21 protein-coding genes are annotated in these 20632 nt (G+C 66.6%); 10 read left to right on the top strand and 11 right to left on the bottom strand.

Annotated features, from left to right (window positions below; genetic code table 11):
- Positions 1-72: 72 nt before the first annotated feature.
- Entirely contained in the window at positions 73-588 is a 516-nt protein-coding gene (locus VQ067_RS28340; protein ID WP_340080950.1) for a hypothetical protein, read from the top strand.
- Positions 589-685: 97 nt separating this feature from the next.
- A complete protein-coding gene (locus tag VQ067_RS28345) occupies positions 686-1093 on the top strand; it encodes a glycine zipper domain-containing protein (RefSeq protein ID WP_003096219.1) in 408 nt (135 codons plus the stop codon).
- A 68-nt stretch (positions 1094-1161) separates the two neighbouring features.
- Here the strand turns inward: VQ067_RS28345 and VQ067_RS28350 are convergent, their stop codons facing one another.
- Positions 1162-1377: a carbon storage regulator gene (locus VQ067_RS28350; protein ID WP_003096222.1), complete on the bottom strand. Its 216-nt coding sequence runs from the start codon at positions 1375-1377 to the stop codon at positions 1162-1164.
- A 224-nt stretch (positions 1378-1601) separates the two neighbouring features.
- Between VQ067_RS28350 and VQ067_RS28355 the strand changes: the two genes are divergently transcribed.
- Positions 1602-2159: a chorismate mutase gene (locus VQ067_RS28355; protein WP_033991297.1), complete on the top strand. Its 558-nt coding sequence runs from the start codon at positions 1602-1604 to the stop codon at positions 2157-2159.
- Here VQ067_RS28355 and VQ067_RS28360 read toward each other — a convergent pair.
- The 4 genes from VQ067_RS28360 to VQ067_RS28375 are packed head-to-tail and all read right to left on the bottom strand — an operon-like array spanning position 2141 to position 6824.
- Entirely contained in the window at positions 2141-2584 is a 444-nt protein-coding gene (locus VQ067_RS28360; RefSeq protein WP_033991285.1) for an acyl-CoA thioesterase, read from the bottom strand. The two genes, VQ067_RS28355 and VQ067_RS28360, sit on opposite strands and share 19 nt — an antisense overlap.
- A gap of 22 nt (positions 2585-2606) precedes the next feature.
- Positions 2607-3770 (bottom strand): iron-containing alcohol dehydrogenase, encoded by a 1164-nt coding sequence (locus VQ067_RS28365; RefSeq protein ID WP_033991284.1) that lies wholly within the window; start codon positions 3768-3770, stop codon positions 2607-2609.
- Between the two features lie 26 nt (positions 3771-3796).
- A complete protein-coding gene (locus tag VQ067_RS28370) occupies positions 3797-5587 on the bottom strand; it encodes an acyl-CoA dehydrogenase C-terminal domain-containing protein (RefSeq protein WP_033991283.1) in 1791 nt (596 codons plus the stop codon).
- A 1-nt stretch (position 5588) separates the two neighbouring features.
- Positions 5589-6824, bottom strand: a complete 1236-nt coding sequence (locus tag VQ067_RS28375; protein ID WP_033991282.1) for a 3-hydroxyacyl-CoA dehydrogenase — start codon at positions 6822-6824, stop codon at positions 5589-5591.
- Between the two features lie 142 nt (positions 6825-6966).
- Between VQ067_RS28375 and VQ067_RS28380 the strand changes: the two genes are divergently transcribed.
- On the top strand, positions 6967-7875 hold the full coding sequence (locus VQ067_RS28380) for a LysR family transcriptional regulator (RefSeq protein ID WP_003096239.1): 909 nt from the start codon (positions 6967-6969) through the stop codon (positions 7873-7875).
- 14 nt (positions 7876-7889) lie between these two features.
- Here VQ067_RS28380 and VQ067_RS28385 read toward each other — a convergent pair whose 3' ends face one another.
- Entirely contained in the window at positions 7890-8492 is a 603-nt protein-coding gene (locus VQ067_RS28385) for a nitroreductase family protein (RefSeq protein ID WP_033991281.1), read from the bottom strand.
- Positions 8493-8745: 253 nt separating this feature from the next.
- Here VQ067_RS28385 and VQ067_RS28390 point away from each other — a divergent pair, with 253 nt between their 5' ends.
- Entirely contained in the window at positions 8746-9102 is a 357-nt protein-coding gene (locus VQ067_RS28390) for a hypothetical protein (protein WP_003109981.1), read from the top strand.
- A gap of 57 nt (positions 9103-9159) precedes the next feature.
- On the opposite strand, the gene VQ067_RS28395 is transcribed toward VQ067_RS28390, so the two are convergent.
- Positions 9160-10701, bottom strand: a complete 1542-nt coding sequence (locus tag VQ067_RS28395) for a phosphoenolpyruvate carboxykinase (protein WP_003109982.1) — start codon at positions 10699-10701, stop codon at positions 9160-9162.
- Positions 10702-10816: 115 nt separating this feature from the next.
- The gene (gene hslO, locus VQ067_RS28400) at positions 10817-11710 is read right to left on the bottom strand and encodes an Hsp33 family molecular chaperone HslO (protein WP_003109983.1); all 894 of its coding nucleotides are present in this window, start codon (positions 11708-11710) and stop codon (positions 10817-10819) included.
- A gap of 112 nt (positions 11711-11822) precedes the next feature.
- On the opposite strand from hslO, the gene VQ067_RS28405 reads away from it, so the two are divergent.
- The gene (locus VQ067_RS28405; RefSeq protein ID WP_003109984.1) at positions 11823-12626 is read left to right on the top strand and encodes a phosphatase PAP2 family protein; all 804 of its coding nucleotides are present in this window, start codon (positions 11823-11825) and stop codon (positions 12624-12626) included.
- A gap of 37 nt (positions 12627-12663) precedes the next feature.
- Here VQ067_RS28405 and VQ067_RS28410 read toward each other — a convergent pair whose 3' ends face one another.
- Entirely contained in the window at positions 12664-13059 is a 396-nt protein-coding gene (locus tag VQ067_RS28410; protein WP_003136003.1) for an RNA-binding S4 domain-containing protein, read from the bottom strand.
- Positions 13060-13202: 143 nt separating this feature from the next.
- Here VQ067_RS28410 and rimB point away from each other — a divergent pair, with 143 nt between their 5' ends.
- The 3 genes from rimB (at position 13203) to VQ067_RS28425 (ending at position 15854) form a co-directional block, all read left to right on the top strand.
- The gene (gene rimB / locus VQ067_RS28415; RefSeq protein ID WP_033991280.1) at positions 13203-13703 is read left to right on the top strand and encodes a retropepsin-like aspartic endopeptidase RimB; all 501 of its coding nucleotides are present in this window, start codon (positions 13203-13205) and stop codon (positions 13701-13703) included.
- A 131-nt stretch (positions 13704-13834) separates the two neighbouring features.
- Positions 13835-14740, top strand: a complete 906-nt coding sequence (gene rimK / locus VQ067_RS28420; RefSeq protein ID WP_003096254.1) for a 30S ribosomal protein S6--L-glutamate ligase — start codon at positions 13835-13837, stop codon at positions 14738-14740.
- A 190-nt stretch (positions 14741-14930) separates the two neighbouring features.
- On the top strand, positions 14931-15854 hold the full coding sequence (locus VQ067_RS28425; RefSeq protein WP_003109987.1) for an LD-carboxypeptidase: 924 nt from the start codon (positions 14931-14933) through the stop codon (positions 15852-15854).
- Between the two features lie 76 nt (positions 15855-15930).
- Here the strand turns inward: VQ067_RS28425 and amgS are convergent, their stop codons facing one another.
- A complete protein-coding gene (amgS, locus tag VQ067_RS28430; RefSeq protein ID WP_003109988.1) occupies positions 15931-17250 on the bottom strand; it encodes a two-component system sensor histidine kinase AmgS in 1320 nt (439 codons plus the stop codon).
- A gap of 94 nt (positions 17251-17344) precedes the next feature.
- On the bottom strand, positions 17345-18088 hold the full coding sequence (amgR, locus tag VQ067_RS28435) for a two-component system response regulator AmgR (RefSeq protein WP_003096259.1): 744 nt from the start codon (positions 18086-18088) through the stop codon (positions 17345-17347).
- A gap of 188 nt (positions 18089-18276) precedes the next feature.
- Between amgR and VQ067_RS28440 the strand changes: the two genes are divergently transcribed.
- The gene (locus VQ067_RS28440; RefSeq protein WP_033954786.1) at positions 18277-20616 is read left to right on the top strand and encodes a Tex family protein; all 2340 of its coding nucleotides are present in this window, start codon (positions 18277-18279) and stop codon (positions 20614-20616) included.
- The last annotated feature ends 16 nt before the right edge of the window (positions 20617-20632 follow it).

The following is a 20632-nucleotide window of genomic DNA, read 5'->3' on the forward strand; positions in this document are numbered from 1 at the left end:
CGGCTGTCGCTTGTCAGCGGTTTGGGCCAACCCCAGCATCGCAGCCGTCATCCCCACAGAGAGAAACTCTCTATGAAGTATTCCTCGATATTCCTGTTGTCCCTGAGTCTGGTCGGTGGTACCGCCTTCGCAGGCGACAACACCCGCGCGGCCATCGGCGGCGCCTTGGGCGGGGTGTTGGGTTCGGTCGTCGGCGATGCGGTCGGCGGCAGCACTGGCGCCGCGATCGGTAGCGGCATCGGTGGCGCTGCGGGCGGTGCAGTCGGCGCCGGACGCGGTAACAAGACCGAAGCGGCGATCGGCGGCGGCCTCGGTGCCGCAGGCGGTAACGTCATCGGCCGGCAGATCGGTGGCAGCACCGGTGGCCTGATCGGCGCGGCCCTCGGCGGCGCCGGCGGCGGCGCGCTGGGCAACCATTATGGCGACGGCAACCGCCGCTACGACGACGATGACGACTACCGCGACCGTCGCTACTACCGCCGCGCCGGCTATCGCGATGGCTATTACCGGCATGACAACGGCCATCACTATGGCCGGTACAAGAAGTGGAAGCGCCATAAGCATCATCGTCGCTACTACGACGACTGATTCCTCCGCTCCCCACGATGCAAAGGCCGGGCCTGATGGTCCGGCCTTTGTGCGAACGACCGTATTTCCCTCCTGATTCAACGATGAGGCACGCACGATGCGTAAATCTCTCCTGGTAATCGCGTTCGGCCTGCTGGGCGCACAAGCCGCGTTCGCCGGCGACTCCACCAAGACCGCCGTGGGCGGCGGCGTGGGCGGCGCCCTGGGCAACGTCGTGGGCAACGCCATCGGCGGTAGCACCGGTGCGGCCATAGGTGCCGGCCTAGGTGGCGCGGCCGGCGGCGCGATGACCGCCAAGGACGGGCGCAAGACCGAAGCAGCCCTGGGTGGCGGGCTAGGCGCGGCCGGCGGTTCGGTGATCGGCAACAAGCTGGGCGGCAGCACCGGCGCGACCATAGGTGCAGGCCTCGGCGGCGCAGCGGGTGGCGCGGTCGGTAACAACCTGGGCAAGGACAACGACAGCGGTCACCGCGGCAAGAAACACCGCAAGCACAAGCATCGTTGATCGGCATGCTTGCCGAAGCCGATGTGGAAAAGCCCCGCGACCGCGGGGCTTTTACTTTCTACCGTTCGTCAGCCTTTCGGTGCCGTCTTCAACTCGTCGCGAACGATCAGGACGCCACGCGGCGCCTCGATCCCGACCCGGGCCTGGTTGCCGATGATATCGGTGACCAGGATCCGGATGCCGCCTTCGCGCAATTGCCGAATCAGTTCCTCCGCCGGGTAGTCGGCCTTGAGGGACAGGGTGATGCCTTCGCCTTCTCGGCGGGAGAGTATCAGGAAACCCATGTTCCGCGTCCTTGCCAGTCATAGCAGGGGCAAACCGGCCCCTTTGGTGAATGAAATGGTGTGGAGGGATGGTCACAGAACATTGCTCCAGCGTCGAGACTGCAAACGTTCAATCAGAAATGTCCCATCCAGCGCTTCCTGTTCGCCTCACGCCATGTCATGGATTGTCGCACCGGGCTCGCTTTGCTAGCGTGCCGGACATCAATTCCATCCGAGATTTCCAGATGCGCCCGTCGTTCGCCAGTTGGGGCCTGCTTGCCCTCCTGCTCCTGCAAGGCCCGTTGCTCCAGGCCCAGCCGCTGTCACCGGCTCTCCAGCAACTGTTGAGCCTGAGCAGCCAGCGTTTGCAACTAGCCGATCAGGTAGCCCAGAGCAAGGCCCAGTCGGGCAAGGCGGTACAGGACAGCCCGCGGGAAGAACAACAGTTGCAGATGCTCGCCGGACAAGCCGGGAGCCACGGGGTCGGCGCCGAGCAGGTGCGCCTGCTGTTCGCCGCGCAGATCGAGGCGAACAAGCTGGTCCAGTACCGCCTGCTCAGCCGGCCGCTACCGGACGCTGGCCAGGCGGTCGACCTGGAGCGCATCCGCAGCCGCCTCAATCAGCTCAACCTGGAGCTGCTGCGCGGCTACGCCCCGGCGCTCGCCGAACTGCGCGTCGACGACTGCCGGCCGAGGCTAAACCAGGCGCTGCAACGGCAGGTACGCGACGATCGCCTGAACGAACTGCACGCCATCGCCCTGTCACGGGCGGTGGGCGATCTCTGTCACTGGGCCGCGCTCTGAAGCGCGGCCAGCGCATCGCGTAGTCCCTGCGGAATGGCCACCGGGCGGCTGCTTCGGCGCTCCACGAAGACATGCACGAAACGCCCGGCCGCGCAGGCCTCCCGCTGCCCTTCGAGGAACAAGGCCAGTTCGTACTGCACCGAGCTGTTGCCCAGGCGCGCCACCCGCAAGCCCATCTCGATCCGCTGGGGGAAGGCCACCGGCGCGAAATAGTCGCAGCTGGAACTGACCACCAGGCCGATCACTTCGCCGCCCTGGATATCCAGGCCGCCGCGCTCGACCAGGTAGGTATTCACCGCCGTGTCGAAGAACGCATAGTAGGTCACGTTGTTCACGTGTCCGTAGATGTCGTTGTCGTGCCAGCGCGTGGTGATCGGCTGGAAATGAAGGTACTGCTCGCGCAGCGGTCGCGGGGCGGTCGCCATGCCCGGTCCTCGTAGAAGGGATTCAGTATGCCGCGCGATAGATCGCCAGGGCGTCCGCCTCGCCGACCTCACGTGGGTTGTTGACCAGCAGACGCTGCTGGAGCATCGCGTCGGCGGCCAGGCGCGGCAGCATCGCCTCGTCCACCCCGGCGTCGCGCAAGCGGCTCGGCAGGCCGTTGCGCGGACTGAGCTGGGCCAGTTCGTCGATCAGCTGCGCGGTAAGCGCGTCGCGATCGCCCGGACGCAAGCGGTCGCCCAGCAGCAGCGGCGCCAGCTCGGCATAGAGTCCAGCGGCAGCGGGAGCGTTGAAACGGATCACCTCCGGTAACACCAGCGCGTTGCTCAGGCCGTGGGGAATGTGGAAATGCCCTCCCAGCGGATAGGCCAGGGCATGTACCGCCGCCACCGGCGCATTGGCGAAGGCCTGCCCGGCCAGGCAGGCGCCCAGCAGCATGGCCTGGCGCGCCTCGCGGTCGCCGCCGTCGCCTACCGCGCGTTCCAGGTTGGCCGCCAGCAGGCGCAACGCCTCCCGCGCCAGCAGATCGGACAGCGGATTCTTCTTCAGCTTGCTGGTATAGCTCTCGATCGCATGCACCATCGCGTCGATACCGGTCGCCGCGGTGACCGCCGGCGGCAGCCCGAGGGTCAGGTCGGCATCGAGCAACGCCAGATCGGGCAGCAGGTAGGGCGAGACCACACCCATCTTGGTGGTCTCGCCAGTGGTGACGATGGCGATCGGCGTCACCTCGGAGCCGGTCCCGGCGGTGGTCGGCACCTGGATCAGCGGCAGGCGCGGCCCGCGTGCGTTGCCGACCCCGAAGACCTCGCCGAGCCCCTGCCCTGCCTCTGCATGGGCGAGCAGCGCGACCAGCTTGGCCACGTCCATGGAACTGCCACCGCCGAAACCGACCACCAGCTCGGCAGCCATGCCCCGCGCCCGCCCGAGCGCGGCCTCGACCACCGATTCAGGCGGATCGGCGAGCACCTGGTCGTACACCTCGACGGCCAGGCCCAGGCGCGGGAAGCCGGGCAGGATCGCATCCAGCAAGCCGAGCCGGGTGATCCCCGGGTCGGTCACGATCAACACGCGGCGCGCCCTTCGCTCGCGGCAGAGTTCAGCCAGGCGGATGGCGGAGCCGACCTCGCAGAGGATCTGCGCGGTAGTGGCGAAACTGAAAGCTTGCATATCGGTCTCCTTGGGCGAGACGCCCGTCAGAACGAGAAATGCTCTTCGGGCAGGGCCATCAGGCAGTCGGCGCCACCGAGCAAGGCTTCGCGGTGCATGCTCGCCCGCGGCAGGATGCGCCGCAGGTAGAAATCGGCGCTGCGCAGCTTGGCCCGATAGAAATCGCCCTCGCCGGAGCCGCCGTCCAGCGCTTCCTGGGCTCGTGCCGCGGCTTGCAACCAGAGGGCCGCGAGCAATACGTAGGCGCTGTACTGGAGGAAGTCCACGGAAGTGGCGCCGATCTCCTGGGGATCGCGGGCGCAGGCCTCGAGTACCTGGCCGGTGAGCTGCCGCCACTCTTCCAGGCGTTGCAGCACCGGCTCGACCAGCGGCGCCAGCGCAGCACGCCCTTGCAGCGCCTCGCTGGCCACCGCCAGTTCGCCTTGCAGCGCCAGCAGTTCGCCGCCCTGGTCGCCGAGCAGCTTGCGGCGGACCAGATCGAGCGCCTGGATGCCATTGGTGCCTTCGTAGATCTGGGTGATGCGACTGTCGCGCATCAATTGCTCCATGCCCCATTCGCGGATGAAGCCGTGACCGCCATAGACCTGTACGCCGAGGCTGGCGACTTCCTGGCCGACATCAGTAAGGAAGGCCTTGACGATGGGGATCAGCAGCGCTGCACGGCGCGTCGCCGCGCGCCGGCCGTCGGCATCCGGATGGCCGTGTTCCAGGTCGAGCTGGCGTGCACAGCAGGCCGCCAGCATGCGGCAGCCTTCGACCAGGGTCTTCTGGGTCAGCAGCATGCGCCGTACGTCGGGGTGCACGATGATCGGGTCGGCGGCCTTGTCCGGTGCCTGCGGGCCGACCAGGGCGCGCGACTGCAGGCGCTCGCGGGCGTAGCCGAGGGCGCCCTGGAAGGCCCGTTCGGCGATACCCAGGCCCTGCAGGCCGACCTGGAAGCGCGCGTCGTTCATCATCGTGAACATGCAGGCCAGGCCCTGGTTCGCCTGGCCCAGCAGCCAGCCCCTGGCGCCGTCGAAGTTCATCACGCAGGTGGAAGCGCCCTTGATCCCCATCTTGTGCTCGATGGCGCCGCACCCCAGGCTATTGCGCTCGCCCAGGGAGCCATCGGGATTGGCGACGAACTTCGGCACCAGGAACAGACTGATGCCCTTCACCCCGGCCGGCGCGTCCGCCAGGCGCGCCAGCACCAGGTGGACGATGTTCTCGGTGAGGTCCTGCTCGCCACCGCTGATGAAGATCTTGCTGCCGCTGATCGCGTAGCTGCCGTCGGCCTGCGCCTCGGCGCGGGTGCGCAGGAGAGCGAGGTCGGTGCCGGCCTGGGGTTCGGTCAGGCACATGGTGCCGGCCCATTCACCGCTCACCAGCTTGGCCAGGTAGTCGCGCCGCAACGCCTCGTCGCCATGCTTGTAAAGCGCCAGCACGGCGCCCTCGGTCAGCCCCGAATAGACGCGGAAGGACAGGCTGGCGGCCATCAGCATCTCGTGGAAGCACGCGGAGACCATCTGCGGGAAGCCCTGGCCGCCGTACTCGGTGGGTCCGGTCATGCTCGCCCAGCCGTTCTCGCTGTACTGCCGGTAGGCTTCGCGAAAGCCGGTGGGGGTGGTCACCACGCCGTCCTTCAGCTTCGCGCCTTCCTCGTCGCTGTTGCGATTGAGCGGCGCCACCACCTGGCCGGTGTAGCGCGCGCCTTCCTCGAGCACGCCGTCGATCAGTTCGCGATCGATGCCGTTGCCCAGCAGTTCGCAATGCGCGCCGACATCGAACAGTTCATGGAGAACGAAGCGCATGTCGCGCAAGGGGGCCTGGTAATCCATCTCAGCGCGCCTCCTGCAGGTCGGCGAAGGCTCCGCCCTCGGCGGCCAGGCGCTCGACCAGGGACGCCGGCTTCCAGCGCGCGCCGTGGCGCTGTTCGAGGAAACGCAGGCGTTGCAGCAGCTCGGCCACGCCGAGGCGATCGGCCCAGGCCATGGGACCGCCCTCCGCGGCGGGGAAGCCGTAGCCGTTCAGGTAGACAGTGTCGATGTCGGCGCTACGGGCGGCGATACCCTCGTCGAGGATCTTCGCGCCCTCGTTGACCAGCGCCAGCAGGCAACGCTCGAGGATTTCCTCGTCGGCGAAATCGCGCCGCGGGTAGCCCAGCGTCTCGGCGACCCGGAGCACCAGGGCATCCACCTCGGTATCGTGCTCCGCCTGGCGGCTGCCCGGCGCGTAGCGGTAGTAACCGGCACCGCTCTTCTGGCCGAAGCGGCCCAGCTCGCAAAGGCGGTTGTCTACCTGCACGGCCGGCTGGTCCTGGCCGACCCCGGCCAACTCGCGGGCGCGCCACTCCAGGTCGATACCGACCACGTCGTACATGCGGAACGGCCCCATGGCGAAACCGAACGCCTGGAGAGCCCGGTCCACCTGGTACGGCAGGGCGCCTTCCAGCAGCATCAGGCGGGCCTCGGTGGCGTAGGGTTCGAGCATGCGGTTGCCGATGAAGCCGTGGCAGTTGCCGGCCACCACGCTGACCTTGCCCATCCGCTCGCCCAGCGCCAGGGCCGCCTCCAGCACCGCCGGCGCGGTCTGCGCGCCGCGCACGATCTCCAGCAGCCGCATGATGTGCGCCGGGCTGAAGAAGTGCAGGCCGAGCACCTGACCCGGACGCGCGGTGACCGCGGCGATGGCGTCGATGTCCAGGTAGGAAGTATTGCTGGCCAGCACCGCGGAGGGCTTCAGCGCCGCGTCCAGCTCGCGGAAGATCGATTGCTTGAGTTCCAGGTTCTCGTAGACCGCCTCGATCACCAGGTCCGCCTCGCGTATCGCGGCGAGGTGCTGGACCGGCGTGATGCGGGCGCGGCGCGCGGCCGCTTCCTCTTCGCCGATACGCCCCTGACGCACGTTGTGCGCGTAGGTGTCGGCCACGGCGCCGAGCGCCTGGTTGAGCATCTGCGGGTTGCTGTCCAGCCACTGCACGTCGAGACCGGCGTTGGCCAGGCACATGACGATACCGCGACCCATGGTGCCGGCGCCGATCACCGCGGCCTGGCGGAAGGAAAAGTTCTGGCTCATGGTCTTGTCCTCGTTGTAGCGAGCGCAGGAGGAACGGTGGACGAAACCTGGGGCAGTCCGACCGCACAAAAAGCGACCACTACCTTAGGGGAAGGTCGTACTATTTTTGAAATTTAGTCTTGTGATAGATGGAATTCAGGCAGTGAATATCCAAACCTTCGACCTCAACCTGCTACGCGTCCTCGACGCCCTGCTGCGCGAACGCAACGTCTCGCGCGCGGCGGAGCGCCTGGCGCTGAGCCAGCCGGCAGTGAGCAATGCACTGAACCGCCTGCGCGAGCTGCTCGACGACCCGCTGCTGGTCCGCGCCGGTCGTGCGATGCAGCCGACGCCCCGGGCGCTGGCGCTGGAAGCGCCGATCCGCGCGGCGCTGCGGCAGATCGAACAAAGCCTGGGCGACGGCGAGGGCTTCGATCCCGGGCGCAGCCGGCAGCGCTTCACCGTAGCGGTGACCGACTACGTCGAACTGATCTGCATGCCCGCCCTGATGCGCCGCCTGAGCGAGCGTGCGCCGGGAATCTCCATCGCCATCCAGCACCTGACCCCGACCTTGCCGGCCGAGGCGCTGGACAAAGGCGAACTGGACCTGGTGCTAGGCCGCTTCGAAAACGTCCCGGCGCGCTTCCAGCGCCGCCATTGGGCCAGCGAGACCCTGCAACTGGTCGCCCGACGTCAGCACCCGCTGCTGGCGCAGGCTCCCGACCTGGCCACCTTTCTGGAGCTACAGCACCTGTGGGTGCACGGCGGGCAGACCAAGGGGATGGTCGACCAGTGGCTGGGCAGCCAGGGGCTCAAGCGGCAAGTGGCCTACACCACACCGAACTACCTGCAGGCAGCGCACATCGCCGCGTACAGCGACCTGGTCGGCGTCCTGCCGCGACAACTGGCGCACTACTTCGAACGATTGCTGCCCCTGCAATCGTTCGACCTGCCGTTCGACCTCGGCCCGTTCCACCTGGAACTGGTGTTCCTGGCCCAGCGCGAACGCGACATCGCCCTGCAATGGCTGGTCGAACAGATCCGCCAGGTCGGGGCCGCCGGACCGGACTAGGGGAATCCGGGCAGTCAGAAGCGGTCGCGGATGACCAGTTCTTCCCGCGGCAGCTTGCCGCTGCGCGGCCAGGGTTCAATGGCCTTTTTCCCGACCGCCACCATCAGGCCGATCACATGGTTGTCCGGCAGGTTGATCAGCCGGGCCACGGCATCGAAGTCGAAACCATCCATCGGACACGAATCCAGGCCCTGGCCGCGGGCGACCAGCATCAGGGTCTGCGCCAGCAGGCCGCAGCTGCGCATGGCTTCGTCGCGCTGTACCTGGGGCTTGCCGCGGTAGTAGGTGTCGATGGCGCCTGCCATGAACGCCTGTACTGCCTCGGGAGCACCGTCCCAGACCCGCTGCGCGTTGCGCTCCCAACTGTCGAGCTGGGCGCACACCACCACCAGCATCGCCGCGTCGGTGACCTGCGCCTGGTCCCAGGCCACTTCACGCAACTGCGTGCGCAATTGCGGATCGCTGACCTCGACCAGCCGCACGTGTTGCAGGTTGAAGGCGGAAGGCGCATGCAGCGCCAGGTCCAGGAGATGGTCCTTCTCTTCGCGAGTCAGGCTGAAGGATGAGTCGTAGCCCTTGATGGCACGGCGACTACGAACGGCGTCTTCGATATGCATGGGGGAGATCCACTGCGAGGGAACAAAGGGGCGCCCACTCTAGGGCATTGGCGAGAAGATAAACCAGACTTCAATAAATCCGACGCAGCCCCACAGCAGCTACTTACAGAATTAAGACTAGGACTATTCCTAGGAAGGAATTTTCCTAAGGAATTGTCCTATATTCCACTCCAATGCCAGCGCCTGGGAGAGGGCCCCTCCCGGGACGCACGAACGCAGAAAAATAAGGATGAACTCACGTAGGAGTAAGCTCATGAACAGGATGGGCCAACTGGCTTTGTTCGGTCTTCTTGTAGGAACTTCCAGCAACCTGTTCGCCGCCCCCGGCAGCATCAGCGGCGTCATCCGCTTCACCGGCGCCATTGTCGAGCCACCATGCTCGATGAGCGCTCCCCGCCAAGACGAAAGCAAGGGCAGTTTCCACCTCAGTGGCTGTCCCATGCAGGCGCGCACCGCGGATGTCAGCATCCGTTCGATGAAGACCGGCGAGGTGCGCCACTTGCAACCCAGCGATACGGTCATCGGTGAACGGGATTTCTCGGCGCGCTATGAGCTGGCCGGAAGCGGTCGCCGCTCCGGCAACTACCTGATCACCGTCACCTACCCCTGACGTTCGCCCATGAAAAAACCGCCCGAAGGCGGTTTTTTTCATGGTGCCGAAACGTGCTTACAGCTGCGGGCCGGCGGCCTTGATCGCATCGGAAACCTCGAATTTCTTGAAGTTTTCGATGAACTGCTTGGCCAGGCCCTTCGCCGCCTCGTCGTAGGCAGCCTTGTCGGCCCAGGTGTTGCGCGGGTTGAGCAGATTGGTCTCGACGCCCGGAACGGCCTTCGGCACGTCCAGGTTGATGATGTCCAGGTGCTCGGTTTCCGCGCCGATCAGCGCGCCGCTCTGGATCGCCGCGATCACGCCACGGGTGGTCGGGATGTTGAAGCGCTTGCCGACGCCGTAGCCACCGCCGGTCCAGCCGGTGTTGACCAGGTAGACCTTGGAGCCGAAGGCCTTGATACGCTTGATCAGCAGCTCGGCGTAGACACCGGCCGGACGCGGGAAGAAAGGAGCACCGAAGCAGGTGGAGAAGGTCGACTTGATACCGCCGCCGGAACCCATCTCGGTGGAGCCGACCAGCGCGGTGTAGCCGGACAGGAAGTGGTAGGCCGCCTGCTCATTGTTCAGGATCGATACCGGCGGCAGTACGCCGGTCAGGTCGCAGGTCAGGAAGATCACCGCGTTGGGCTCGCCGCCGAGGTTCTTCTCCGAACGCTTCTCGACGTGCTCCAGCGGGTAGGCGGCGCGGCTGTTCTGGGTCAGGCTGTCATCGGCGTAGTTGGGCACGCGCTCTTCGTCGAGAACCACGTTCTCCAGCACGGCGCCGAACTTGATGGCTTTCCAGATGACCGGCTCGTTCTTCTCGGACAGGTCGATGCACTTGGCATAGCAACCGCCTTCGACGTTGAACACCACGCCCTCGCCCCAGCCGTGCTCGTCGTCACCGATCAGGTAACGGCTTTCATCAGCGGACAGGGTGGTCTTGCCGGTGCCGGACAGGCCGAAGAACAGGGTCACATCGCCCGCTTCGCCGATGTTGGCAGCGCAGTGCATCGGCAGCACGTCGCGCTCGGGCAGCAGGAAGTTCTGCACGGAGAACATGGCTTTCTTCATCTCGCCGGCATAGCGCATGCCTGCGATCAGCACTTTCTTCTGGGCGAAATTGAGGATCACGCAACCGTCGGAGTTGGTGCCGTCGCGCTCGGGCACGCATTCGAAGTTGGCGACATTGAGGACCTGCCACTCGTCCTTGCCGGCCGGGTTGTACTGCTCCGGCTCGATGAATAGGCAACGGCCGAACAGATTCTGCCAGGCGGTAGCGGTGGTCATCTTCACCGGCAGGTAGTAAGCCTCGGCGGAACCTACATGAACATGGGAAACGAAATGGTCCTGGGCGTTGTTGAACGCTTCCACGCGGGCCCACAGCGCATCGAACTTGTCGGCCGGGAACGGACGGTTGATGTTGCCCCAGGCGATCGCGTCCTTGGTGCTCGGCTCTTCGACGATGAAACGGTCGACCGGCGAACGGCCGGTGCGATGGCCGGTGCGTACGACCAGCGAGCCGTTGGCGGCCAGTTCGCCCTCACCGCGGCGAATGGCTTCTTCTACCAGTTGGGCGGCGCTGATATCGGTGTACACGGCGTTGTTGGCTTGCGTCATGTGGTTCCCCGTCGGCCAGAGGCCGAGTCCTCCAAACTTCGTAGCGCTTCAAAAAACTCACTACAGGAAAAAAGTGGCGGGATTATGCCAGAAAAGCCCGCTGGATGAAAAATCGTCAGTGGCGGGTCTCGGAAGGCCCCTGGCTGCCAGCGCCAGCGAACAACTGGGCGACGTCGGAGGCGTCGAACAGGTAGCGCTGGTTGCAGAACTGGCAGTCGATGGTGATCGAGCCTTCCTCCTCCTCGAGCAGCCGCTCGCAGTCGGCCTGCCCGAGACTGACCAGGGCGTTGGCCGAACGTTCCCGCGAGCAACTGCAATGGAAGACCAGCGGTTGCGGCTCGAACAGGCGCACGGTTTCCTCGTGGTAGAGGCGGTGCAGGACGGTCTCGTTGTCCAGCGCCAGCAGCTCTTCGGCGGTCAGCGTGTCGGCCAGGGTGGTCAGGTGCTGCCAACTGGCCTCGCGGGCCTCGGGGTCCTTCAGGCGGTCGGCGGGAAGCTGCTGCAGCAGCAGGCCGCGGGCGCGGCGGCCGTTGGCGTTGAGCCAGAAACGGGTCGGCAGCTGTTCCGAGCTGGCGAAGTAGTTGGACAGGCATTCCGCCAGGTTCACCCCCTCCAGGGCGACGATCCCCTGGTAGCGCTGGCCCTTGACCGGGTCCACGGTGAGGGTCAGCACGCCTTCGGGCATCAGTTCCTGCATGCCGGCGTCGGCGCCGATGGACTCCGCCGAATAGCGGGCCAGGCCACGCACCTGGCGGTCGCTGGAACACTCCACCATCAACAGCGGAACCGCGCCGCTGGAGCGCGCCTGCAATACCAGCAGGCCGTCGAACTTGAGCGTGCCGCAGAGCAGCGAGGCCGCCGCGAGCATCTCCCCGAGCAGTTGCGCGACCGGTTCCGGATAGGGATGTTTGGCCAGCACTTCGCTGTAGCTACGCTCGAGATCGACCATCTCGCCGCGCACGTCGGTATCGTCGAAAAGGAAACGCTGGCTCTGATCTGAATGGGACATGCGGGACACAACGCTACGAATGAGGGAATGACAAGTGAGTGACAAAGGCCTATAAAAGCGCGCTTCGTGACAGTCGTACGCCGACCCGGCGCCGATAGGGGGAAACGATTTTATGGATAATGCCTCTCCGTTCCAAGCGGCCTGGCAATGGCGCAAGTTCGCCACCTGTCATCTTCTGGCGCTCCTGCTGCTGATCCTGTGGCTCTGGGGCCCCACCCGCGAGCTGATGAACGGCTTCGACTTCTGGCTCTTCGACAAGCTCAACGGCTCCCTCGCCCTCAACGAAACCTGGCTGAAACTCTGGGGCCTGCTCAGTACCCGACCGTTCGACGCGGTGGTCGGGGTGATCCTGCTCTGCCTGCTGATTCGCGGCGACTGGCTGCTGCCAGCGAACCAGGTACGGCGGCTGACCTTCGGCTTCATCGTGACCCTGCTGATCCTGGTGGTGATCCGCGTGCTCTACGCCAAGATCGCCCACCACCTGCACTGGCAGCACGCCAGCCTGTCGATGCTGATGGACAAGGCCATCCACCTCAGCGACCACTTCCCGGACTGGGAACGCGTGTGGGAAATCAAGGACCGCTCCAAGCGCAGCTTCCCCGGCGACCACGCCTCGGTGCTGCTGGTCTGGGCGCTGTTCATGTCGCTGTTCGCCCGCCGCGCCGGGCAGTTCCTGCTGATCTGGACCCTGGCCGTGCTGTTCATGCTGCCGCGCCTGGTAGCCGGCGCGCACTGGGGCCAGGACGACTACATCGGCGGCCTGCAGATGGCCCTGCTGGCCCTCGCCTGGGGCTGCTACACACCGCTGGCGGCGAAGGCCAGCGGCTGGCTGGTGCAGGTGACCGAACCGCTGTTCCGCCTGCTGGCGAAATTGCCGCTGATCGGCCGCCTCGGCGTGGTCCGCGACTCGGCCTGAGGCCATCCCGGTCTCCCCTGCGGGAGATCGGCGCTTCTCAGTCCTGGCCGCCGCGCAACTGGTGGATCTGCCGCCGCTGCTTCTTGCTCGGCCGCCCCTCGGTCTGTACGCCCAGCGCCCCGGCCTTGCGCATGGCCGCCGCGCGCTCGCGGCTTTCCACGCTGTCCGCGGTTTCCTCGTAGAGAGCCTGGGCCTCCGGCGCGCCACGCCGGACTACGGAAAGCGCGCGAATCGTCACGGTTCGCTCGTCGAAGCCCGTACGAATGGTCAATTCCTCCCCTACCCTGGGTTCCTTGCTCGGCTTGCACCGCTCGCCCCGGCAATGCACCTTGCCGCCCTCTATCGCGGCCTTGGCCAGCGCCCGGGTCTTGAAGAAGCGCGCCGCCCAGAGCCACTTGTCCAGGCGCACCTTGTCGTCGTCTTTCTCGCTCACTGGCATTTCCCGTATCCGTTCCGCCGTTGTCTCGCGACTGTCATCGACAGCCGCTAGGTTCGTCTTCGGCATCCTCGGGCAGCCGTCTGGCGGCCGCCCATAGCCCTGCTAGAATGCCGGCAAAACGCCTGGAATGCCTACCCGTGAAGACATTCGACCAGCTTTCCGTCATCGGTCTGCGCGAGTGGATCGCCTTTCCCGAACTGGGCATGGTCGGGCTGCGCGCGAAGATCGACACCGGCGCCAGCACCTCCAGCCTGCATGCCTCGGACATCGTTCCCTTCGAGCGCGACGGCGAGAAGTGGGTGCGCTTCACCGCCCACCTCGGCACGCTGGTACAGCGCCGGCACCGTTGCGAAGCGCCGATGGTCGCGCGCAAGACCATTCGCAGCTCCAACGGCCAGGCCCAGACCCGCTACGTGATCCGCACCACCCTGGCGCTGGGCGATCGCATGTGGCCGGTGGAATTCACCCTGGCCTGCCGCAAGTCCATGCGCTATCGCGTGCTGCTCGGCTCCAAGGCGCTGATCGCCGGGCAACTGGTGGTCAACCCGGCCCTGGCCTACGTCCAGGATCGTCCCGAGTCGCCGGCCGCCCTGCCCGCGGCGACGGGCATCAACCTGCTCGACGGGAGTCCGGCTTGAGCCATTCGCCGGCAGCACCTGTCCAACCTCCATCCATTCCCGAAACGGCCGGTCCAATGCCTGCCGCGACGACAACCCACAGCCTCGCCGCCGCTGCCCGCCAGCCGGTCCAACCCATCCACAGGTGCTGAATGAAAATCGCCGTGCTGTCGCGCAATCCCCGGCTCTACTCGACCCGTCGCCTGGTGGAGGCCGGGCGGGAGCGCGGCCATGAAATGGTGGTCATCGATACGCTGCGTGCCTACATGAACATCGCCAGCCACAAGCCGCAGATCCACTACCGGGGACAACCGCTGGAGGGCTTCGACGCGGTGATCCCGCGCATCGGCGCCTCGGTGACCTTCTACGGCTGCGCGGTATTGCGCCAGTTCGAGATGATGGGCGTGTTCCCGCTCAACGAGTCGGTCGCCATCGCTCGCTCGCGGGATAAGCTGCGCTCGCTGCAACTGCTCTCGCGCAAGGGCATCGGCCTGCCGGTGACCGGCTTCGCCCACTCCCCGGACGATGTCCCGGACCTGATCGAGATGGTCGGTGGCGCACCGCTGGTGATCAAGCTGCTGGAGGGCACCCAGGGCATCGGCGTGGTCCTCTGCGAAACCGAGAAGGCCGCCGAATCGGTGCTCGAGGCTTTCATGGGGCTCAAGCACAACATCATGGTCCAGGAGTACATAAAGGAAGCCGGCGGCGCCGACATCCGCTGCTTCGTGGTCGGCGACAAGGTGATCGCCTCGATGAAGCGCCAGGCAGCGCCCGGCGAGTTCCGCTCCAACCTGCACCGCGGCGGCAGCGCCAGCCTGATCAAGATAACCCCGGAAGAACGCATGACCGCCATCCGCGCCGCCCGCGTGATGGGCCTGAACGTCGCCGGGGTGGACATCCTGCGCTCCAACCATGGTCCGCTGGTAATGGAGGTGAACTCCTCGCCGGGCCTGGAAGGTATCGAATCCACCACCGGCAAGGACATCGCCGGAATCATCATCCAGTACCTGGAAAAGAACGGCGGCCCCCACCTGGCCAGGACGAAGGGAAAGGGGTGAGCCGGACCAGACAACGCATGCGTTGTCCCAGCGCATCGGACGCACCGCATTACGCTGGCGATCCCGGCCTCGACAGAAGGTCCATGCCACGCTTGAATGAAGCACCGCCGCAACCGATGCCGGAAACCCCGCCGAACCCCGGGCTCTTCCGGCACTCGAATCCTTTCCTGACGCTTCATGGAATCGCCGCATGACCCCTCGTCCCTCCTCCGACCAGACCTGGCAGCCCATCGACGGCCGGGTGGCGCTGATCGCGCCAGCCTCGGCCATCGCCACCGACGTGCTGGAGGCGACCCTGCGGCAACTGGAAGTGCACGGCGTGGACTACCATCTCGGCCGCCACGTCGAAGCCCGCTACCGCTACCTCGCCGGGACCGTCGAGCAGCGCCTGGAAGACCTGCACAACGCCTTCGACATGCCGGACATCACCGCGGTCTGGTGCCTGCGCGGCGGCTACGGCTGCGGCCAGTTGCTGCCGGGCCTGGACTGGGGGCGCCTGCAGGCGGCCTCGCCGCGGCCACTGATCGGTTTCTCCGACATCTCGGTGTTGCTCAGCGCTTTCCACCGCCACGGCCTGCCTGCGATCCACGGCCCGGTGGCCACCGGACTCGGTCTGTCGCCGCTGAGCGCCCCCCGCGAGCAGCAGGAGCGGCTAGCCTCTCTGGCCTCGGTCAGCCGCTTGCTGGCCGGAATCGACCATGAACTCCCGGTGCAGCACCTCGGCGGACACAAGCAACGCGTCGAAGGCGCGCTGATCGGCGGCAACCTCACCGCCCTGGCCTGCATGGCCGGCACCCTCGGCGGCCTGCACGCCCCGGCGGGGTCGATCCTGGTCCTGGAGGACGTCGGCGAACCCTACTACCGCCTGGAGCGCAGCCTCTGGCAATTGCTCGAAAGCATCGACGCGCGCCAGCTCGGCGCGATCTGCCTGGGCTCGTTCACCGATTGCCCGCGCAAGGAAGTCGCCCACAGCCTGGAGCGGATCTTCGGCGAATACGCCGCCGCCATCGAGGTGCCGCTCTACCACCACCTGCCCAGCGGGCATGGTGCGCAGAACCGAGCCTGGCCTTACGGGAAGACCGCGGTGCTCGAGGGAAACCGGTTGCGCTGGTAGGGACGGGGCGCGCCCCTCTCCGTAAGCGCGAGAGGGGTTGGGAAGTGCCGCTGGAACGGCACAAACCCGTCGAGTATCAGGCCGCGCCGCGCGGTAGCAGCAACCCCAGCGGCAGGCAGACCCGCGCTTCCAGGCCGCCGCCATCGCGGTTGCGCAGTTCGACGCTGCCGCCGTGCTGGGCGGCGATGCGCTTGACGATCGCCAGGCCGAGGCCGGTGCCCTTGCCGCCACGCGCCTTGTCGCCGCGGATGAAGGGATTGAAGATGCTGTCCACTTCCGCGGGATCGATGCCCTGGCCGCGATCGAGCACACTCAGCACCACGTAGGGCGCCGCGCTTTCGCCGGCCACGTAGCTGGCCACCTCCACCGAGCCGCCACCGTGGTTCAGGGCATTGTCGATCAGGTTGCCCAGCAGACGCTTCATCGACACCCGCCGCAACGGCATCGCCGGTACCGGCTGCAAGGCCATGCGCACCTGCTCGCGAGTCTGGTTGAACGGTGCCACCACCTCGCGCACCAGGTCGGTCAGGTCGCCCTCCTCCACCGGCTCGTCGCGGCCGTCGCGGATGAAGGCGAGGAACTGGTCGAGGATCGCATCCATGTCCTCGATGTCGCGGACCATGTCCTCGACCATCTCCCGTTCGCTCTCCGGCAGCAACTCCAGCGACAGGCGCAGGCGTGTCAGCGGGGTGCGCAGGTCGTGGGAGACACCGGCCAACATCAATTCGCGTTCGCGCCCGCCCTGCTCGATGTCCTCGGCCATCTGGTTGAAGGCGCGATACACCTCGGCCATTTCACTCGGCGTCTCCGGCCCCAGCGGCAGACGCACGCTGCGCCCCTGGCCGAACTGGCGGGCGGCGACCACCAGGCGCTTGAGCGGCTGGCTGAGCTGGCGGACGAAGATCCAGGCGGCAGCGGTGGAGAGCAGGCCGATGCCGAGGAACCAGCCGAGCACGCTCCAGATCCGTTGGCCACGCAAGGGATGCGGATACAGCGGCACCGCCAGCCAGCCTTCGCCGAGGCTCGGTGCGCGCACCCAGAGCTGCGACGGCTGGTGGATACGCAGGCGGGTCTCGGTGTCCGGCCCCAGCTCCATCTGCATCTGCCGCTGGAAGATTTCCGTGTACGGCCAGTGCTGCTCGCCGGGCTGGTCGGCGCTGCTCGGCACCCAGCGCAGGCCGGAAGCCTTGGCGATGGCCGCGCGCGACTCCTCGTCGGCAGCCCAGAACGCGCGGATGGTCAGCGCCGCGCCGTGGCTGTACTGGCGGTCGACGATCACGTCCTCGTTCATCAGCAGGTAGACCAGGGTCAGCGCCTTGGAGAACAGCACGACGATCAGCACCAGCCAGAGGGTGCGGGCGAAGAAGCTTTGCGGGAACCAGAGCGGCGTTTTCATCGATCGGACCGGTTGCGCGCCGGCGGACGGGGCCGACGCCTGTTGCGGGTAAGACGACGCGGCCGGTGCATCGCTGCACCGGCCGCGCGGAGACTCAGGCCTTGCGCGCGTTGCCGTCCGGCACGAACACGTAGCCGACGCCCCAGACCGTCTGGATATAGCGCGGCTTGGACGGGTCCGGCTCGATCAGCCGGCGCAGGCGCGAGATCTGCACGTCGATGGAACGCTCCAGGGCATCCCACTCGCGGCCACGGGCGAGGTTCATCAGCTTGTCCCGGGTCAGCGGTTCGCGGGCGTGCTGCACCAGGGCCTTGAGCACGGCGAACTCGCCGGTGGTCAGCATGTGTACCTCGTCGCCCTTCTTCAGTTCGCGGGTGGCGAGGAACAGCTGGTAGTCGCCGAAGGTCACCACCTCGTCGGCACCGGCAGGCGCGCCGGGCACCAGCGGCGCCTGGCGGCGCAGCACGGCCTTGATCCGCGCCAGCAGTTCGCGCGGGTTGAACGGCTTGGCCAAGTAGTCGTCGGCGCCCAGTTCCAGGCCCTGGATGCGGCTGCCCTCGTCGCCCTTGGCGGTGAGCATGATGATCGGCACCTGGTTGTTCTGTTCGCGCAGGCGGCGGCAGGCAGTGAGGCCGTCCTCGCCGGGAAGCATCAGGTCGAGCACAACCAGCTGGAACAGTTCGCGGGATAGAAGGCGATCCATCTGCTCGGTGTTCTCCACCGCGCGGACGCGGTAGCCCTGCTCGTCGAGGAAACGTTCGAGCAGGCGGCGCAGGCGGGCGTCGTCGTCGACGACGAGGATCTTTTCACCTTCAGCCAGGGCGGCAGGGTTCGACATAGAAACTCCCAGAATGAGTCAGGCGGGCATTATCGCCCAGGTAGCGGCTGGGCCGGACTGTCCATTGTTAGCAGATTTTTCCCCGACCAGCCGCCCTCCAAGGCGAAACTTGGCAGGTATAATGCGGCGCTTTTGCGGCGGGGCGTTGTCTACACGGCCCGTTTTCGTTCGTTTTACCAGGTGGATCAATGGACAGCATCAACACCCGTATCGCCGAAGAGCTCTCCGCACTGCCCTCCGGCCGCGTTCAACCGCAGCAAGTCGCCGCTGCCGTCGCCCTGCTCGACGAAGGCTCCACCGTTCCCTTCATCGCCCGTTACCGCAAAGAGGTCACCGGCAGCCTCGACGATACCCAGTTGCGCATGCTGGAAGAGCGCCTGCGCTACCTGCGCGAACTGGAAGAACGCCGCGGCGCGATCCTCGCCAGCATCGAGGAACAGGGCAAGCTGACCCCCGAACTGGCCCGCGACATCAAGCTCGCCGACACCAAGACCCGTCTCGAAGACCTCTACCTGCCTTATAAGCAGAAGCGCCGCACCAAGGGCCAGATCGCCCTGGAAGCCGGCCTCGGCGCGCTGGCCGACGCACTGTTCGACGACCCGACCCTGGTCCCGGAAAGCGAGGCCGCGCGTTTCGTCGACGCCGAGAAAGGCTTCGCCGACGTCAAGGCGGTGCTGGAAGGCGCCAAGTACATCCTCATGGAGCGCTTCGCCGAAGACGCCACGCTGCTCGACAAGCTGCGCGTGTTCATGAAGAGCGAAGCGACCCTGACCGCCCGCGTGGTCCCCGGCAAGGAACAGGAAGGCGCCAAGTTCAGCGACTACTTCGAACACGACGAGCCGCTGAAAAGCGCCCCGTCGCACCGCGCCCTGGCGATCTTCCGCGGACGCAACGAAGGCGTCCTCAGCGCCTCGCTGAAGGTCGGCGAGGAAGCGCCGGGCACCCTGCACCCATGCGAAGTCATGATCGCCGAGCGCTTCGGCCTGTCCAACCAGGGCCGCGCCGCCGACAAGTGGCTGGCCGAGGTGGTGCGCTGGACCTGGAAGGTCAAGCTCTATACCCACCTGGAAACCGACCTGTTCGGCGAGCTCCGCGACGGCGCCGAGGACGAGGCGATCAGCGTGTTCGCGCGCAACCTGCACGACCTGCTGCTGGCCGCCCCGGCCGGCCCGCGCGCCACCCTCGGCCTCGACCCGGGCCTGCGCACCGGGGTCAAGGTCGCGGTGGTCGACGCCACCGGCAAGCTGCTGGACACCGCCACCGTCTACCCGCATGCGCCGAAGAACCAGTGGGACCAGACCCTCGCCGTGCTCGCCGCGCTGTGCGCCAAGCACCAGGTCGAGCTGATCGCCATCGGCAACGGCACCGCCAGCCGCGAAACCGACAAGCTGGCCGGCGAACTGATCAAGAAATATCCGGGCATGAAGCTGACCAAGATCATGGTCAGCGAGGCCGGCGCATCGGTGTATTCCGCCTCCGAACTGGCGGCGAAGGAGTTCCCCGAGCTGGACGTGTCCCTGCGCGGCGCCGTGTCCATCGCCCGCCGTCTGCAGGACCCGCTGGCGGAGCTGGTGAAGATCGAGCCCAAGTCGATCGGCGTCGGCCAGTACCAGCACGACGTGTCCCAGCTGAAGCTGGCGCGTAGCCTGGACGCGGTGGTCGAGGATTGCGTGAACGCCGTCGGCGTCGACGTCAACACCGCCTCCGCCGCCCTGCTGGCACGCATCTCCGGCCTCAACTCGACGCTGGCGCAGAACATCGTCGCGCACCGCGACGCCAACGGCGCGTTCCGCACCCGCGACGAGCTGAAGAAGGTCAGCCGCCTGGGCGAGAAGACCTTCGAGCAAGCCGCCGGCTTCCTCCGCGTGATGAACGGCGACAACCCGCTGGACGCCTCGGCGGTGCACCCGGAAACCTATCCGCTGGTGCAGCGCATCGCCGCCGACACCGAGCGCGACATCCGTTCGCTGATCGGCGACTCGGCGTTCCTCAAGCGCCTCGACCCGAAGAAGTTCACCGACGAGACCTTCGGCCTGCCGACCGTCACCGACATCCTCAAGGAACTCGACAAGCCCGGCCGCGACCCGCGTCCGGAGTTCAAGACCGCAGAGTTCCAGGAAGGCGTCGAGAGCCTCAAGGACCTCAAGCCGGGCATGGTCCTGGAGGGTGTGGTGACCAACGTCACCAACTTCGGCGCGTTCGTCGACATCGGCGTCCACCAAGACGGCCTGGTGCACATCTCGGCGCTGTCCGAGAAGTTCGTCAAGGACCCGTACGAAGTGGTCAAGGCCGGCGACATCGTCAAGGTCAAGGTCATGGAAGTGGACATCCCGCGCAACCGTGTCGGCCTGTCCATGCGCATGAGCGACACCCCCGGCGAGAAGGTCGAAGGCCAGCGCGGCGGGCGTCCCGCCGGCAGCGGCCAGCCGCGCCAGGAGCGTGGCGCCCCGCGCGGACAGAGCGCGCCGCCGGCGAACAACGCCATGGCCGCGCTGTTCGCCAACGCCAAGCAACTGAAGAAGAAGTGACGGAGCCGTCCATGAG

The organism is Pseudomonas sp. KBN12P06040 (assembly GCF_037574965.1).
In the GTDB taxonomy this organism is placed as follows: domain Bacteria; phylum Pseudomonadota; class Gammaproteobacteria; order Pseudomonadales; family Pseudomonadaceae; genus Pseudomonas; species Pseudomonas aeruginosa.

Bases quoted from the DNA above. Each gene is read 5' to 3' on its own strand.
- VQ067_RS28340 (WP_340080950.1), top strand. From the start codon at position 73: ATGAAGTATTCCTCGATATTCCTGTTGTCCCTGAGTCTGGTCGGTGGT.
- VQ067_RS28345 (WP_003096219.1), top strand. From the start codon at position 686: ATGCGTAAATCTCTCCTGGTAATCGCGTTCGGCCTGCTGGGCGCACAA.
- VQ067_RS28350 (WP_003096222.1), bottom strand. From the start codon at position 1,377: ATGGGTTTCCTGATACTCTCCCGCCGAGAAGGCGAAGGCATCACCCTG.
- VQ067_RS28355 (WP_033991297.1), top strand. From the start codon at position 1,602: ATGCGCCCGTCGTTCGCCAGTTGGGGCCTGCTTGCCCTCCTGCTCCTG.
- VQ067_RS28360 (WP_033991285.1), bottom strand. From the start codon at position 2,584: ATGGCGACCGCCCCGCGACCGCTGCGCGAGCAGTACCTTCATTTCCAG.
- VQ067_RS28365 (WP_033991284.1), bottom strand. From the start codon at position 3,770: ATGCAAGCTTTCAGTTTCGCCACTACCGCGCAGATCCTCTGCGAGGTC.
- VQ067_RS28370 (WP_033991283.1), bottom strand. From the start codon at position 5,587: ATGGATTACCAGGCCCCCTTGCGCGACATGCGCTTCGTTCTCCATGAA.
- VQ067_RS28375 (WP_033991282.1), bottom strand. From the start codon at position 6,824: ATGAGCCAGAACTTTTCCTTCCGCCAGGCCGCGGTGATCGGCGCCGGC.
- VQ067_RS28385 (WP_033991281.1), bottom strand. From the start codon at position 8,492: ATGCATATCGAAGACGCCGTTCGTAGTCGCCGTGCCATCAAGGGCTAC.
- VQ067_RS28390 (WP_003109981.1), top strand. From the start codon at position 8,746: ATGAACAGGATGGGCCAACTGGCTTTGTTCGGTCTTCTTGTAGGAACT.
- VQ067_RS28395 (WP_003109982.1), bottom strand. From the start codon at position 10,701: ATGACGCAAGCCAACAACGCCGTGTACACCGATATCAGCGCCGCCCAA.
- hslO (WP_003109983.1), bottom strand. From the start codon at position 11,710: ATGTCCCATTCAGATCAGAGCCAGCGTTTCCTTTTCGACGATACCGAC.
- VQ067_RS28405 (WP_003109984.1), top strand. From the start codon at position 11,823: ATGGATAATGCCTCTCCGTTCCAAGCGGCCTGGCAATGGCGCAAGTTC.
- rimK (WP_003096254.1), top strand. From the start codon at position 13,835: ATGAAAATCGCCGTGCTGTCGCGCAATCCCCGGCTCTACTCGACCCGT.
- VQ067_RS28425 (WP_003109987.1), top strand. From the start codon at position 14,931: ATGACCCCTCGTCCCTCCTCCGACCAGACCTGGCAGCCCATCGACGGC.
- amgS (WP_003109988.1), bottom strand. From the start codon at position 17,250: ATGAAAACGCCGCTCTGGTTCCCGCAAAGCTTCTTCGCCCGCACCCTC.
- amgR (WP_003096259.1), bottom strand. From the start codon at position 18,088: ATGTCGAACCCTGCCGCCCTGGCTGAAGGTGAAAAGATCCTCGTCGTC.
- VQ067_RS28440 (WP_033954786.1), top strand. From the start codon at position 18,277: ATGGACAGCATCAACACCCGTATCGCCGAAGAGCTCTCCGCACTGCCC.